This is a genomic window from Enterobacter sp. P82, assembly GCF_037053385.1.
Taxonomy (GTDB): domain Bacteria; phylum Pseudomonadota; class Gammaproteobacteria; order Enterobacterales; family Enterobacteriaceae; genus Enterobacter.
This window is the reverse complement of the sequence record NZ_JBALHX010000001.1, coordinates 1293815-1308773: the sequence shown is the minus strand read 5'-3', so window position 1 is coordinate 1308773 and position 14959 is coordinate 1293815. Positions and strand designations below refer to the sequence as shown.

Sequence of the window (14959 nt, the reverse complement as noted above, 5' to 3'; positions counted from 1 at the left end):
GGGTCAGTTATCTACTGAAGGTAGTTTACACGCTTTCGGTGAGACGCGGCACGCGTTGTTCAATCGGGCGGATCCTGAACCAGATCGCATACATTGCAGGCAGGAACACGAGCGTAACGATCGTTCCCCCTAACGTTCCGCCGATTAGCGTATAGGCCAGCGTTCCCCAGAAGACCGAATGCGTCAGGGGAATGAATGCCAGCACTGCAGCCATCGCGGTCAATAATACCGGTCGCGCCCGCTGGACTGTCGCCTCGACTACCGCCTGGAACGGGTCGAGACCTTCTTTCTGGTTATGGTCGATTTGCCCAATCAGGATCAACGTATTGCGCATAAGAATGCCTGAAAGAGCGATCAATCCGACCAGCGCATTGATGCCAAACGGTTGATTGAAAACCAGCAGTACAGGCACCACGCCAATCAGCCCCAGCGGAGCGGTTAAGAACACCATCACCATGGTCGAGAGTGAACGCACTTGCAGAATGATGATGAGAAGCGTCAGGGCAATCATGATCGGGAACAGCGGTAGCATGGCTTTTGTCGCTTTACCCGATTCCTCAATAGAACCTGCCATCTCGATACCGTATCCAGGCGGTAGGGCGTCAACAATCGGCTTGAGCTGTTTCATGATGGCGACAGACACATCCGGTGGCTGAAGATTGTCGGCGATATCGCCCCGCACGGTAATCGTGGGGGTACGATCGCGTCGGCGCAGTATTGGGTCTTCCATGCCAATCTCAATTTTGCCGATTTGAGACAGCGGAACGCGCTGTCCCGCATTGCCGACAAGGGTAAAACCATTGATTTTTGCCGGGTCAAGACGGATCTCACCCGCGGCACGACCAATGACTTCAACCGAGCGAATATCTTCCCGCACAGAAGTAATCGGCACCCCGGATAGCAGGAACTGCAGCTGCTGAGCGACGGCACTGGAGGTTAAACCGGTGGCCTGCAGGCGGTTCTGATCGAGGGTGAAATGTAATAACGGCACGCGTGACCCCCAGTCGGTGTTGATGGTTCTCATCATCGGGCTGGCCTGGAGTACGGCTTTCACCCGATCGGCAATGTCCCGTACTTGATCAACATTCGGCCCTGAGACTCGCCAGGCAACCGGGAAGGGGGAGTACGGACCAAACACCAGCTGCGTCACCCGCACGCGCGCTTCAGGCGCAAGCCCGTTGGCGACGGCGTCTCTGAGCCGCAACTTGAGCGCCTCGCGCGACGTTTCACCGTCCGTCAGGATCACGATTTTCGCAAATGAAGGGTCAGGCAATTCGGGGGCCATCGCCAGATAAAAACGTGGCGACCCCTGACCAATATAGGCAGTGACAATTTTGGCTTCCGGCTGCTGGCCGAGCCACGCTTCAATTTTTGCCGTTGCGGCGCTGGTTTGCGCAATTGAGGTGCCGTAAGGCATCTGTACCTCAACCAGCACTTCCGGGCGATCGGAGGTCGGGAAGAACTGTTTTTTTACCAGCCCCATGCCGAGCACGGCCAGGATGAAAATGGCGACAACAGAACCAGCCACCTGCCATTTTCTGGCGATAACGCGGCCAAGCAGCTGGCGAAAACGGTTATAGCGGGGCGTGTTATAGATGGCGGCATGACCCCCTTCCACTTTGGGGATATTGGGCAGGATCTTCACACCCAGATACGGTGTGAACACCACGGCGACAAACCACGACGCAATCAGTGCAAGGCCAACAATCCAGAACATATTGCTGGTGTATTCCCCGGCTGTCGACTGGGCAAAACCATTCGGCATAAAGCCAATGGCCGTTACCAGCGTACCGGCCAGCATCGGCGCGGCGGTATGGCTCCAGGCGTAGGCGGAAGCTTTGATTCTGTCGTAACCTTCCTCCATCTTCACCACCATCATTTCGATGGCGATAATGGCGTCATCCACCAGCAGACCGAGGGCGAGGATCAGGGAGCCAAGGGTGACGCGGTCAAAGTTGATTCCCGCGGCTTCCATCACCACGAAGACGACTGCCAGCGTCAGGGGAACTGCCGCTGCAACGACCACCCCTACGCGCCAGCCCATGCTGACAAAACAGACCACCATGACCACAAGCAGGGCGACAAAGAATTTGATCATGAATTCATCGACCGACGAGCGAATATTCACGGACTGGTCGGTGACTTTGCTCAGGGACATGCCAAGCGGCAGACTATCATTTATTTTTGCCGTTTCCGCATCCAGCGCTTTACCCAGCGCCAGACCGTTCCAGCCTTCACGCATCACAATGCCCAGCAGAAGAGCGGGTTCATGCTGATTACGAATCAGCATCGTTGGGGGATCTTCATAGCCGCGTTCAACCGTTGCCACATCGGCCAGCCTGAGCGTTTTCCCCTGAGCCACAAAAGGTGTATTGCGGATCTTCTGCAACTCATTGAATGCCCCGTCCAGGCGGATAAAAATCTGTGCACCCCGGGTCTCAATGGAACCCGCAGCGGTTAACGCGTTCTGGCTGTTGAGTGCATTGAAAATATCCTGTGGCGAGAGTCCCATTGTCGCCAGACGGTCATGAGAGAAGGAGATATAAATCCGTTCGGCCTGTTCACCAATAATGTTCACTTTCTTCACGCCAGGTACGTGCAGAAGCTGCTGGCGCAGGCCTTCGGCATCACGTACCAGTTGCCGCTGTGGTTCGCCTTTCGCTTTCAGGGCAAAGAGGGCAAAGGTAACATCCGAGAATTCGTCATTGAACATCGGGCCGAGGACGCCCGCCGGGAGATGTTGGGATTCATCCCCAAGCTTCTTACGGGCCTGATAGAACTCCTCCTGCACCTCAGGAGGCGGGGTCTTGTCCTGCAATGATAGCGTGATAAACACCATACCTGGACGGGTATAGGTTTCCGTACGGTCATACCACTTAAGTTCCTGCAGCCGCTTTTCCAGCGGTTCGGCAACCTGATCCTGGATTTCTTGCGCAGTCGCACCCGGCCAGACGGCAATCACCGTCATTTGTTTCACCGTGAAGGGCGGATCTTCCGCGCGTCCGAGCCCAAAAAAGGCGTAAATACCGGCAATCGTCACAAGAACGATCAGGAACAGCGTGATGGATCGCTCGCGGACGGCCAGCGCTGACAAATTGAAGCGATTTTCGTTCATGGCGTGTTCTCCGCCGGGGCCGCATTACGCTCTACTGCAAGCCTGACGATTTCACCTTCATGCAGAAGATGGGCACCTAATGCAACAATCTTCTCGCCGGGCTTCACACCACCTGTGACCTGCGCAGCATCTTCACCCACGCTCAGTACTCTGACGGGCGTCCATGCGACCTTTGCCGGTTGGGTGGAAATGCGCCAGACGCCGGGACCTTTACCTGCATCATAGAGGGATGCCAGCGGGATCTGCATGATCTGACCTTCCGCTTTATTGTCCTGAAGGTTCAGCGTGACGGTAGCTCCTAACGGTGCATTCGCCATTGCACCTTCCAGTACGTACCGTGCTTCAAAAGTGCGGGTTGTGGCGTCGGCTGAATCTGACAGCAGGCGCAGTGTTGCGGTGACCGGGTGTTTTTCATTGCCATAAAGTGTGGCTTGCGCTGCGCTGCCGACGGCAGGGCGCAACGTTTCCGGAAGCTGCACGAGCGCTTCACGCTGTCCTGCTCTGGCGAGCCTGATCACGACCTGCCCGGCACTGACGACCTGACCCGGCTCGGCGAGTGTCTCCATCACCACGCCGTCTGAATCGGCCAGCAGAACGGCATAGCCCGTAGCATTTTGCGCTACGTTGGCTTGTGCCCGGGCGGCGCTGAGATCGGCCCTGGCCGTATCGGCCGCCGCTTTGATCTGGTCATACTCCGAGGCAGACACGGCGCCGGAGGCCACAAGGCCGCGATAACGCGCCTCATCGCTGGATGCTTTTCTCGCTCGCGCCTGGGCCGCATCTACCGCGCGTTGTTGTGCCTGGGCCTGTAATCTCAGGTCAACCGGATCCAGACGCAGTAAGGGTTGGCCCTGTTTGACAGTCTGCCCCGTATCAACCAGGCGTTCGAGGATTTTTCCCTGAACCCTGAAACCTAAATCGCTTTGTGTTCTTGCGATCACCACCCCCGTAAAAGCGTGGAGAGACTCGTTCGCAAGCTCAACGGAGGCCGATCTGACAAGCGGTGGCCTGGTGCGTGGGTCGTCACTCGCGGAAATATCGCCGCACGCCACAAGGGCAAACGGCAGGAGACAAACGGCAACACGGGCAGAAGTGAGCCTGAGCATGGGAAACCTTTTTGAAATAACAGGACGGTATCCGCATTCTCTGACTAGTGACCAATATTGTCAATGGTCACAAATCAGGGGGCCAGGCTTCTTAAAATCAGTGAGGAGAGAAGTACCGCCGCTGTGGGGGCCATTTCGAGGTTGTACTGCAACTGAATGGGGTTAATAAAAGGGCACATCACCATGTGTATGGCATGGGTGACTTCATCCAGCGGCGTTTTTCTTTCGAACTCGCCGGCCTGCCTGCCTTCTATAATGATGCTCTCGATAAGCTTCATCAGACTTTCCGCGTACCTTTCTGTCGAAGGCCACTGCTCGCGTGCGGCGACGGCGGCAATGTCGTAAAGCTTACGGTCGTGGAAAAACAGCTCGCTTCCCGCTTCGGTAAGTGCCCTGAAAAGACGGCGTAATTTTTCGCTTGCTGACGGTGCATCATTGATGGCGGTAAGCACTGCCGCCATAATCAATTCCAGACGGTTAGCGCAAATCACCTCGCCTATAGCCTGCTTGGAATCGAAAAACTTATAAATATAGGACTTTGAAAAACCGATGGATTTCGCCAGTTCGGCTACGGTAGTTTTCTCATAGCCATAGTGACCGAAGTGCTCAAAAGCCGCTTCGACGATTTGCTCTCTGACAGAGTGGTCAAGGGGACCACGTGTTGATGGGGCGTTCATATTTTTAGTCATTATTTAAGCTTAGCGTGACAGGCTTTGATTGACAACGAGTGACCATTTTATACTTTGGTTACCTGCTGTTTTGTCATAAGCCATTCAGACGGGACGATCAACCAGATGGGGTAAGTGTATCACTGTTTTTCGCGCGCGATGGCATCTATCTGTGGCGATGTGTGAAGGTTTCAGTGCAATTCCTTTGCACTGAAACGAGAGTCTTTTGCTTAAGGAGAGCGTGGACGTAATATTTTTTCAACGATGAGCAACAGACGTTTGCGTGTTACGAATCGGTGTAACTGCCCCAGTAGCCAGTTGCCACACCCGGTAATCAGATAGCTGCGGTTAGCATCGACAGCCCTTAATGCCAGGGTGACGACTTTATCCGCTGGCATCCTTTTACCTACCGAGGCTTCTTCTGCATTGACCACATCAAAAAAGGCCGTGTCCGTTGCGCCGGGGCAAAGCGCCAAAATGCGAATACCCTGTGAGCGGTATTCTGCCCAAAGCGCACTTGAGAAGGAGAGCAAAAATGCTTTTGTTGCGCCATAAATCGCCATATAGGGGTCCGGTTGTAGCGCTGCGGTTGAAGCCACATTGATGATCACCCCAGACCCTTTCTTGAGCATCCCTGGTAGTATCGCGTGAGTCAGTTCCACGGGGGCCAGGCAGTTCACGTTTATCTCGTCACGCTGACGATCGATGGACAGTTTTTCGAAGGAACCATAGGTGGCGAACCCGGCGCAATTGATCAGAATGTCGGGGTAACGTCTTAATTTTTCCAGCCGTTCCGTAATGTTAGAAATGGCATCTGGTTCCACTAAGTCCTGGACAATAATAGCGATTGATACACCATGCGTTTTGACTAGCTCTGTAGCAAGCGCCTGTAGCTTTTTCTCGGAGCGGGCGATCAGAATCAATGACACGCCGCGGTTCGCGAGTTGCCGGGCGAAATCACGACCAATTCCCGATGATGCTCCGGTGATCAACGCTGTTTTTCCTGTATAATCAAAAGAATTCATATTTTAAATCCCGTATCCCTGATAGGTGCAACACAGGATAAACCGTGCACTTAGGTACACGGTCAAGCGTGATTTTTACAAGGTGAGGGTGGCGCGATGCGAATTGGCGAACTGTGTGCGAAAACGGGATTGTCAAAAGAGACGGTACGTTATTATGAAAGGCAGGGGTTGCTAGAGAATATCCCGCAACCTAATCGTAGCAACAACTACAAAGTGTATTCCGCGGTTGATTTACAGCGATTGAAAATGATCAAGCATGCCAAAATGCTGGGCTTTACCTTAGCCGAAATATCAGACGTTTTAGCTGTTTGGGTCGATGACAAATTTACTGCAGAGCAGAAAAAAGCGTCTCTGCACCGCAAGTTGCAGCAGCTGGAAGAGAAAGAAGCGGCGTTAATTGAACTCAGAGCCAGGATAACTAACGCCATTAATAAGGTTGGCCAACCTTGTGTCGATGAATTTTGATTTTTTACGCTATGTCATGGCGAGATCACGCCATTTCTTTCCACTGATAAAATTTTTTCGAGGCAAGAGACAGCATGTCTAAATCTTCCTTCGTATCGCCATAGGCATAGACGTCTTTGTAGGTAGATAAATCATAATTATCAATTATCTTCGTTTTTTTTAAGCGGGCGCTACAGTCACCCTTCTTGTATTTTCCGGTTGCTTTTCCACCTGAAAATGCCACTTCACTGCATAAGAGTTCCAGCCCATTCTGCTCACACCAGGGTTTAAGGTATAAATCAAGCGAGGCTGAAACCACCACCACCGTATCCCCTTGAGATTTATGCCAGCTGATTTTCTTCATGGCATCCTCCCGTAACAGGGCAGGAATTTCTGTTTTACTGTAGAAAAGTCCGGCCTTTTTTAATTCAGTTTCAGACTTGCCTGATAACGCGATTTTTACCACTTTTTTCCGTAAAACCGACCCCGATAACGCGCCCATTTTATAGGCGAGGATGTAGGGAAGAAGGCGCAGCTTTCCACACCGTAGCGTTTTTTTATCAACAGACCGATAAATAAACGGGGTGAAGGTGTCGGAAAACGTTATCGTTCCATCGAAATCAAAAAATGCAATATTTGAAGTCATAAGCCGTTCAGACGGGATAATGAGTTGTTACGGGCGAGTATATCACTGTTTATTACGTTAATGGTTTTTTAGCCAGTCGAGAAAAAACTGACTAAATGCCGTGACCTGAAGCGGCTGTAATTTGCGTTGTGGGTAAACAAACTGCAGCCCGACATCTTTGCGGTCATAACGGCTAAACCCGGTGAAACTGTCGGCAAACAGCACCATGAGCTTACCGCTCTCAACATCGTCTTTGACGTCCCACCACGATTTTCCTGCAATACCCGCGCCACTGAGCGCCCACTGACGAAGCAATGCTCCGTCGTCGCACACCATGGCAGGTTCTATACGTACGATGGTTTCTTCTCCCTCACTTTCAAAACGCCATTCGTTCATCACCACGCCCTGAGACTCAAGTGCCAGGCACCGGTGCTGGGCTAAATCGGCAAAGGTGGAGGGGGTACCACGATCGCTAAGATACGCCCCGGAGGCGACCAGCACCCGATGATTCGGACGGATATTTCTGACGACAAGGCTGCTGTCCGGCAGGTTGCCGAAGCGAATGCTCATATCCAGCCGGTTAGCGACCAGATCCTCAACATGCTCCCTTAAGTAGATGAAAAATTTCACTTCAGGATGGCATCGGGAAAATTCAAGAACGGCGGGGCTAAGATACTGTCTGCCAAAGTCAGAGGGTGCAGAAAGGCGAATATTGCCGCTGAGTACACCTTCTTTTTGCGTCAGTAACGACTCGGCGTGATGCATCTCTTCCAGCACGCGAAGCGCGGCATGGTAAAACTCTTCGCCTGCACGGGTCAGCGTAATGGCGCGCGTAGAACGATGGAACAGACGTGTCTGGTAACGCTCTTCAATCGCTTTTAACCTGGCCGTCATGGTGGCAGGGGAAAGCGACAGGCGTCGTCCGGCGGCGGAAAGACCACCCGCCTCGGCAACTTCTACCAGTAATGCCATGTCTTCAAGTTTGCCCATTATTCATTTTTTCCGAAAAGCGCATCTGTTTTTGCTGTAATTATCAAAAGAAGGTGTGAGCTGTAAAGTGATTTCATCCAAACCACTCGAGATGAAATCATGAGCCGTACTTCACTTTTTGAACGTTACAGGTTAGGTGAGCTAAACCTCAAAAATCGTATCGTTATGGCGCCGATGACCCGCGCGCGTTCCCTTCAGCCAGGAAATATTCCGACCTCACTGATGGCTGAGTATTACCGACAGCGTGCCAGCGCGGGATTGATCATCACGGAAGCCACGCAGATCTCGCCTCAGGGCCAGGGATACTCATGGACACCCGGTATCCATTCGCCGGAGCAGGTTTCAGGATGGCAACTCACGACGGGTGCTGTGCATCAGGCGGGTGGGGTGATTTTTTCACAACTCTGGCACGTCGGCCGGATGTCGCACGCCAGCTTTCATCAGGATGGTCAGCCCGTCGCCCCTTCAGCACTGGCGCCGGACGCCAAAGTGTGGGTGGTGAATGAACAGGGGGAAGGTCAAATGGTTGACTGCCCGCAACCGAGAACGCTCTCGCGAAAGGACATTCACAGCATCATCGCGGATTACCGCCAGGCGGCACTGAATGCCGTTCAGGCCGGGTTTGACGGCGTAGAGGTTCACGGCGGAAACGGCTATCTGATCGACCAGTTCCTGCGTCAAACCTCCAACAAACGTACGGATGAGTATGGCGGCACGCTTGCTAACCGGATCCGCTTTGCCCAGGACGTGTTGAACGCGATTGCGGAGGCTATTGGTCCCGAGCGTACGGGCATCCGGCTTTCACCGTTTATTACCCAACGTGGGATGAACGATCCGCAGGTGACGGAAGCCATACTCGCTCTCGCGGCCTGGTGTGAGCAAAAAGGGATCGCGTTCATCCACCTGGCGGAAGCTGACTGGGACGATGCGCCTCAGGTGCCTGACCATTTCCGTCAATCGCTTCGCGAGACGTTTAGCGGAACCCTTATCGTCGCAGGAAACTATGACCTTGATAAAGCGGAAAAAATACTTGCTGCTGGTTATGCCGATTTGATTGCGTTCGGACGGCCGTTTATTGCCAACCCGGATTTACCTCACCGGCTGGCGCACCAGTTTCCTCTGGCTCAGGTGCGTGACCCTGCCACATTGTTTGGTGGCAATGCGACGGGATATACCGATTATCCAATATACAACCTGCAAGAGAATGATCTGCAGTTATCTAAATAAGGTGTCGAGAGAGATTATGAAACATTCAACAATTTTTGCCCCAGGCATAATGGCGCTTATTCTTGCTGGTACCACGGGAACTGCATTTTCGGCCCAAATTGAACTGGTGAAACCGGAACATCTTATTGTCGATAAAAGTCTGACGCAGACGCAATTAGCGGCGAATGAATATGTTGCCAGAGAGTATGCAACGTTCTGGAATACGGGGGAAGAGTCCCTGGCCCGTAATGCCCTGGTGATTAATTTCATTGATAAAACACCCCCTGAGGGTCGTAAGCAAGGTCCTGAAGGCGCGATTTTAGCCTCCCGGGCATTTCGTACCGCTGTGCCAGATTTACGCTGTGACGTTGAGCAAATGATTATTTCGGGTAACCGTGCCGTATCCCATTTACATTTTCACGGCACATTCACCGGGACATTTGGCAAGCTAAAAGGAAAGGGGCAGAAAATAGATTTTATCGCCACGGATATTTATGAAATCAGTGACGGAAAAATTGTGGCTAACTGGCATATTGAGGACAACCTGACGCTGATGAAGCAACTGGGGGCGTTGTAAATTCATCACTCCGGGGGCTGCCCGGAGTGATGCGAAAAACCTATAAACCCAGATCGCTCAAAGAGGGATGATCGTCCGGGCGTCTGCCCAGCGGCCAGTGGAACAGTCGCTCTGATTCCTTGATCGGCATATCGTTGATACAGGCAAAACGGCGCTTCATGAGCCCATCTGGCTCAAACTCCCAGTTTTCATTGCCGTACGAACGGAACCAGTTGCCTGAATCATCATGCCATTCATAGGCATAGCGAACCGCGATCCGGTTATCCGTAAATGCCCAGAGCTCTTTAATCAGACGATAATCCAGCTCTTTTTTCCATTTCCGCTCCAGAAACGCCTGGGCCTCTTCACGATTGGTAGCGAATTCGGCGCGGTTGCGCCATTGGGTATCAAGTGAATAGGCCAGAGCGATTTTCGCCGGGTCGCGACTGTTCCAGCCATCTTCTGCCAGTCTGACTTTTTCGATAGCACTTTCTCGCGTGAAGGGCGGTAAAGGAGGACGTGTGTTCATGGCGATTACCTCAGGATTATATTATGTAGACAGGTCTGTCTACTTGCGGTAATCTATGCCTGTGAAATAACGTTGTCAACATCCGTTTTGAGGTTACCGAAAAGTGAAAACAGACCCCGTAAGCAACGATACAAAAATCAGCGTCAGGGATAAAATATTACTGACGGCGCACGATCTGTTTTATTCCACAGGCTTCAGGGCGACGGGCGTGGATACGCTGATTAAAGCGTCTAAAGTGACGAAGGTGACTTTCTATCGCCATTTCCCGAGTAAAAGTTTACTTATTCTTGCCTATTTGCACTATCGGCATGAAATATGGATTAGCTGGTTTGAGTCCACGCTACGTCGACATCTCGTCGAAGGTAAAATACCTTCTGATGCGATATCTGAAACGCTTTGCGAATGGTTTATTTCGCCTGAGTTCCACGGCTGCGCGTTTATTAATGCCAGCGCAGAGGCAAAATCGGAAGATATTGAAAGCGAAATAAAAGAGATATGCCGCGATCATAAAATCGAAACAAAGAAAATTATCGCATTGCTGACGAAGATCGCGGATGAGCGCGTCGTCAACGAAATCATGTTGCTCATTGACGGCGCAATTATCCATGCACAAATGGGCATGGATACGGATGATGTCATCCCTCCGTTGAGGAGGGCATTAGCCGGGTTGATAGAGGGTTAATGAGACTTCCCCTTAACCCTCAACGCGGCGGCTGATGAACGTTTTCAGTATTTCTCCTGCACTATGAATATGTCGCATGACTTCAGCCCGTGCTTTCTCTGCATCCCGTTCCTTGCAGGCTGTAAGGATGCCTGCATGGTCATCCTGAAAAACTGGGGTTTCGGAAAGGAGCTTTCGCTGGAGATATTCATATCGCTCTATCTGATTGCGGGTATCATTAATCAACTTCAGCAGGCGTTGGTTTTTGCACCCACTGTAGATAAGATCGTGGAACTCCCGGTTTAGTGCGCCCTGCATTTCAAATTCAGTCGTTCTGGCGAGCAGCGTATGCGTCAGTTCTGCTCTCGCCAGCGTATCAGAGTTCACCATTTTCGCGCTCTGAAAGACGGCTTCACCTTCCAGCAAGGCGCGTAGGGAGTAAATCTCATCCAGATCCTCAACGGATAGCGTTCTGACAACAGCGCCGCGATTCCTGAAAATTTCCACTAGCCCATCGCGTTCAAGCTGTCTGATCGCTTCTCTCATGGGAATTCGGCTGACAGAAAAATAACTGGCGAGATCCCTTTCAACAAGCCTTTCTCCATCACGCAGACGTCCGCTGTTGATCATCTTTCTTAATTTACTGGCGAGCACGTCCGGGGTCGAAATGGCGTTCAGTTGCATACTGTTTCTCCTGAAAAGATGGAATAATGGTATACCATCTGCTAGCTTACGTCGAGTCAGGGGATGTGCGAACAAACATCGGGAGTACAACCCATCGGATATCATTATCGGGAGTATCAAGATGAGCCATCGTGAACATCATTATCAGGTTAAGGTTGAGTGGAAAGGGAATAAAGGCCGTGGGACGGAAGCCTATAAAGCCTATGATCGGCTTTATGACATCACGGCGGGCGATAAATCTCCGATTGCAGGTTCATCAGACCCTGCATTTCTTGGTGATGCATCATGCTGGAATCCTGAAGATCTTCTTGTCGCGTCAGCCTCTGCCTGTCACAAATTATGGTATTTGCATCTTTGCGCTGAAGCGGGGATAAGCGTTTATACCTATATTGACCGGGCGGAAGGAACGATGCGCGAAGGAGAAAAGGGATGTTTCACCTCTATTGTGCTCAAGCCCGACATTACGCTTCGTCCTGGGGATGATATCGATCGCGCTGTGGCACTTCATCACCGCGCGCATGAGCTTTGCTTTATTGCTAACTCGCTGAATTTCCCTGTGACGTGCGAGCCAACAATACTGCATAGCGCCAGCTCACACGTCGATGAGCAATAACGCTAAGCGTTGAATAACCTTCACACCGGAAATGAGCAAATGGCCTGTAACCGTACTTTCGCTCTCGATATAAGCTGGAAAACGCTGCTGAAAGACGCGGGGCTTGAGCCAGTACGCATTCTCCGCAGGGCAGGATTACCTGACGATCTCTTTTTGCAAAAAGCGCGCGGACTCGATACACATGAATACATCCGCTTCTGGAACGCGATGGAGGCCGAAACGAACGATCCTGCCTTTCCCGTACCGCTCATTGAGTTGATCTCAGCGGATGTGTTTGATCCACCACTTTTTGCCGCACTGTGTAGCAGCAATATGATGCAGGCTGTCCAGCGTCTGGCCAGATATAAACAGCTTATTGCACCCATGGTTCTGGAAACAACGGTGGAACAAAACGGCATACTTACCGTTTCACCGCGCTGGCTCTATGCGATAGCTATACCGCCGTCTCTGCAGGTGGCAGAGCTGGGCTTCCTGCTCAAGCTTCTGCGGCTGGGGACCCGCGAACCGGTTAACCCCTTACAGGTCCGTGTCTCTGCACTGCCGTCAGCGGTTCAGAACAGCTACTTTTCCCATTTCTTTGGAACTGACGTGCAATATGGAGAACTGCCTGCCATCAGCTTTTCCTCGACTGATGCTCTTCGGCCGTTTTTAACGGCAAATGAGGGGATGTGGCAGGTATTTGAACCAGAACTTCAGCGTCGTCTCAGTCAGTTAAATGAACTGGCTTCAACCGCCGAGCGCGTTCGTGCGGTACTCCTGGAACTTATTCCCGGTAACGAAGCGACTATTGAAAAAGCGGCGGAGCGTCTGGGAATGAGCAAACGCACGCTGCAACGCAGGCTTGAGCAGGAAGGGGGCAACTTTCGCAACCTTGTTAATGCTTGTCGTGAACACCTGGCCCGTCATTATCTTCGTAATACGCGTCTTTCCGGGTATGAGATCGCATTTTTGCTTGGCTTTGAAGATCCTAACTCATTCTATCGCGCATTTATGACCTGGACGGGCCAGACCCCTGAAGCGGCCAGAACAGCCATGCGTCTTGAGTAAACAGGTGCATATTTATCGCTCTGATGGCGCAGTTTGCGAGTCATATGGCGCGGTACGCTAGTTAACGTAGGGCCGAAGGAGGGCAAAATAACGACAGTCTACTCACCGAGGTATTTATGTTTACTCAGGACAAGAAAACCGCGCTGGTCACCGGTGCATCGTCAGGTATGGGCAAAGTCATCGCCCGTCGTCTTATTCAGGATGGCTATCAGGTTTACGCTGCTGCCCGTAGCGTTGAGAAAATGAACGATCTCGCCCAGCTTGGTGCGCGCGCTCTGCGGATGGATATCTCGCGTGATGAAGACATTTTGGCTGCAGTAGATACCATCGTGTCGCAGACAGGTGGGGTTGACGTACTGGTCAACAATGCGGGTTTTGGGCTCTATGGACCGGTAGAAGAGATCGGTATTGATGAAGCTCGCTATCAGTTTGAGGTGAACGTGTTTGGAGCGGCCCGCCTTACGCAACTGCTGCTCCCGGCCATGCGCGCCAGACGCCGTGGTTACATTATCAATATCACTTCGATAGGAGGGAAAATTTACACCCCCCTGGGAGCCTGGTATCACGCAACGAAACATGCACTCGAAGGATGGTCTGATTGTCTGCGTCTTGAAGTGGCTGAATATGGAATTAAGGTTGTGATTGTTGAACCGGGTTTAATCGAGACAGGCTTTGGTGAAGTGGTCTGCGGCAGTATTGTCAAACGTTCAGCTAGTGGCCCTTATGGTCATCTGGTGGGGAAGGTGGCGAACTCGGTCAAAAATGCTTACGGGAATGGCAGAGGCAGCGACCCGAAGGTGATTGCGGACGTGGTGGCCCGCGCCGTTAACAGTCCTCATCCGCGTACACGCTATGCTGCCGGCAAGTATGCAAAGATGCTCATCCGCATGCGCGTCTGGTTGGGGGACCGTCTGTTCGATCGCGTTATTCTTAGCCAGACCCGATGATCCGAGCGCCGAGGATAAAAAACCTCGGCCTCCGTATGCGCCACTACACAATGCTGTAAACACCGGCTCCCCAGTATCCCTTACCCGGGCGAGTCTGTTCTTTCCAGCCTGCTGCGATCAGTTCTTTTGCAATAAACCGGTTCATGATCCCGTGTCCCATGAGCAAGACGGGTCCGTCGGAGCCCTTAGCCGCCGTCACGAGGAGCTCTGCGGCCTTAACGGCACGACTTTTTACCATTCTTACGCACTCTACCTCTCCCGACAGGCCACAGAGCCAAAGTACTCGAAATAACGCTGCCCAGTAAAAAGGCGATAACCGCAATCCCGGAATACGAAATACTGGCAGCTCCGCCTCCCGAAACACGTCATCAATGAAGCCGGGTTCACACCCCAGTGTTTTTAACGATGAGAGGGCTCTCGGAAGCGGACTGCTGATGAAGGTGAGTGCGCGATACGTCAGGACTTTACTGATTTCCGGTGGCATATCGCGGCCTGTAGAAGAGAGATTATAGTTGTCGATCCACTCCGGCATTTCCCTGCACGACACTTTTGGCGCGCCTGCGTATTGGGGCTTTCCATGTCGCATCAAAATAATTTCCATAAAAATCTTATCGTCTGTCATCCACTCGTCGCAGGCAGACTAGCGCGTTCTGGCGAAAATGTTCTACCACTTGTTTTAGTGGGGAGCACGCGTTCTATATAACGAGCAGGGGGAAGGCATCTATCCGGCCTACATAATTAGT

Annotated in this window: 16 protein-coding genes; 7 read left to right on the top strand and 9 right to left on the bottom strand. The window is 52.1% G+C overall.

Annotation, left to right across the window (positions count from 1 at the left end; all coding sequences use genetic code 11):
• Nucleotides 1–25 precede the first annotated feature (25 nt).
• The 4 genes from WB237_RS06050 to WB237_RS06035 all read right to left on the bottom strand — a co-directional run bounded on the left by WB237_RS06050 (nt 26) and on the right by WB237_RS06035 (nt 5914).
• The gene (locus tag WB237_RS06050) at nt 26–3115 is read right to left on the bottom strand and encodes an efflux RND transporter permease subunit (RefSeq protein WP_336211447.1); all 3090 of its coding nucleotides are present in this window, start codon (nt 3113–3115) and stop codon (nt 26–28) included.
• Entirely contained in the window at nt 3112–4221 is a 1110-nt protein-coding gene (locus tag WB237_RS06045; protein WP_336211445.1) for an efflux RND transporter periplasmic adaptor subunit, read from the bottom strand. Before WB237_RS06045 ends, WB237_RS06050 begins: the two co-directional genes overlap by 4 nt.
• A 74-nt stretch (nt 4222–4295) precedes the next feature.
• A complete protein-coding gene (locus tag WB237_RS06040) occupies nt 4296–4910 on the bottom strand; it encodes a TetR/AcrR family transcriptional regulator (protein WP_336211442.1) in 615 nt (204 codons plus the stop codon).
• A gap of 209 nt (nt 4911–5119) precedes the next feature.
• Nucleotides 5120–5914: an SDR family NAD(P)-dependent oxidoreductase gene (locus tag WB237_RS06035; protein WP_336211441.1), complete on the bottom strand. Its 795-nt coding sequence runs from the start codon at nt 5912–5914 to the stop codon at nt 5120–5122.
• A gap of 96 nt (nt 5915–6010) precedes the next feature.
• Between WB237_RS06035 and WB237_RS06030 the strand changes: the two genes are divergently transcribed.
• Entirely contained in the window at nt 6011–6379 is a 369-nt protein-coding gene (locus tag WB237_RS06030; RefSeq protein ID WP_336211439.1) for a MerR family transcriptional regulator, read from the top strand.
• A gap of 25 nt (nt 6380–6404) precedes the next feature.
• On the opposite strand, the gene WB237_RS06025 is transcribed toward WB237_RS06030, so the two are convergent.
• Entirely contained in the window at nt 6405–7004 is a 600-nt protein-coding gene (locus tag WB237_RS06025) for an HAD-IB family hydrolase (RefSeq protein WP_336211437.1), read from the bottom strand.
• Nucleotides 7005–7061: 57 nt separating this feature from the next.
• A complete protein-coding gene (locus tag WB237_RS06020; protein WP_336211435.1) occupies nt 7062–7973 on the bottom strand; it encodes a LysR family transcriptional regulator in 912 nt (303 codons plus the stop codon).
• A gap of 99 nt (nt 7974–8072) precedes the next feature.
• On the opposite strand from WB237_RS06020, the gene WB237_RS06015 reads away from it, so the two are divergent.
• Together WB237_RS06015 and WB237_RS06010 are read left to right on the top strand one after the other, a co-directional pair.
• Nucleotides 8073–9200: an alkene reductase gene (locus tag WB237_RS06015; RefSeq protein WP_336211431.1), complete on the top strand. Its 1128-nt coding sequence runs from the start codon at nt 8073–8075 to the stop codon at nt 9198–9200.
• A 49-nt stretch (nt 9201–9249) separates the two neighbouring features.
• Entirely contained in the window at nt 9250–9756 is a 507-nt protein-coding gene (locus WB237_RS06010) for an ester cyclase (RefSeq protein WP_442892502.1), read from the top strand.
• 40 nt (nt 9757–9796) lie between these two features.
• Here the strand turns inward: WB237_RS06010 and WB237_RS06005 are convergent, their stop codons facing one another.
• The gene (locus WB237_RS06005; protein WP_336211428.1) at nt 9797–10264 is read right to left on the bottom strand and encodes a nuclear transport factor 2 family protein; all 468 of its coding nucleotides are present in this window, start codon (nt 10262–10264) and stop codon (nt 9797–9799) included.
• Nucleotides 10265–10367: 103 nt separating this feature from the next.
• Between WB237_RS06005 and WB237_RS06000 the strand changes: the two genes are divergently transcribed.
• On the top strand, nt 10368–10946 hold the full coding sequence (locus WB237_RS06000) for a TetR/AcrR family transcriptional regulator (protein WP_336211425.1): 579 nt from the start codon (nt 10368–10370) through the stop codon (nt 10944–10946).
• Nucleotides 10947–10958: 12 nt separating this feature from the next.
• Here the strand turns inward: WB237_RS06000 and WB237_RS05995 are convergent, their stop codons facing one another.
• On the bottom strand, nt 10959–11609 hold the full coding sequence (locus WB237_RS05995) for a GntR family transcriptional regulator (protein WP_336211422.1): 651 nt from the start codon (nt 11607–11609) through the stop codon (nt 10959–10961).
• A gap of 121 nt (nt 11610–11730) precedes the next feature.
• Between WB237_RS05995 and WB237_RS05990 the strand changes: the two genes are divergently transcribed.
• The 3 genes from WB237_RS05990 to WB237_RS05980 all read left to right on the top strand — a co-directional run bounded on the left by WB237_RS05990 (nt 11731) and on the right by WB237_RS05980 (nt 14216).
• The gene (locus WB237_RS05990; protein WP_028017503.1) at nt 11731–12222 is read left to right on the top strand and encodes an OsmC family protein; all 492 of its coding nucleotides are present in this window, start codon (nt 11731–11733) and stop codon (nt 12220–12222) included.
• A 39-nt stretch (nt 12223–12261) separates the two neighbouring features.
• Nucleotides 12262–13269 carry an AraC family transcriptional regulator gene (locus WB237_RS05985; protein ID WP_336211418.1) on the top strand — a complete coding sequence of 336 codons (1008 nt, stop codon included), beginning with the start codon at nt 12262–12264 and terminating at the stop codon, nt 13267–13269.
• A 116-nt stretch (nt 13270–13385) separates the two neighbouring features.
• Nucleotides 13386–14216: an oxidoreductase gene (locus WB237_RS05980; protein WP_336211415.1), complete on the top strand. Its 831-nt coding sequence runs from the start codon at nt 13386–13388 to the stop codon at nt 14214–14216.
• Nucleotides 14217–14259: 43 nt separating this feature from the next.
• Here the strand turns inward: WB237_RS05980 and WB237_RS05975 are convergent, their stop codons facing one another.
• Nucleotides 14260–14838: a phosphoglycerate mutase family protein gene (locus WB237_RS05975; RefSeq protein ID WP_336211413.1), complete on the bottom strand. Its 579-nt coding sequence runs from the start codon at nt 14836–14838 to the stop codon at nt 14260–14262.
• Nucleotides 14839–14959 lie beyond the last annotated feature (121 nt).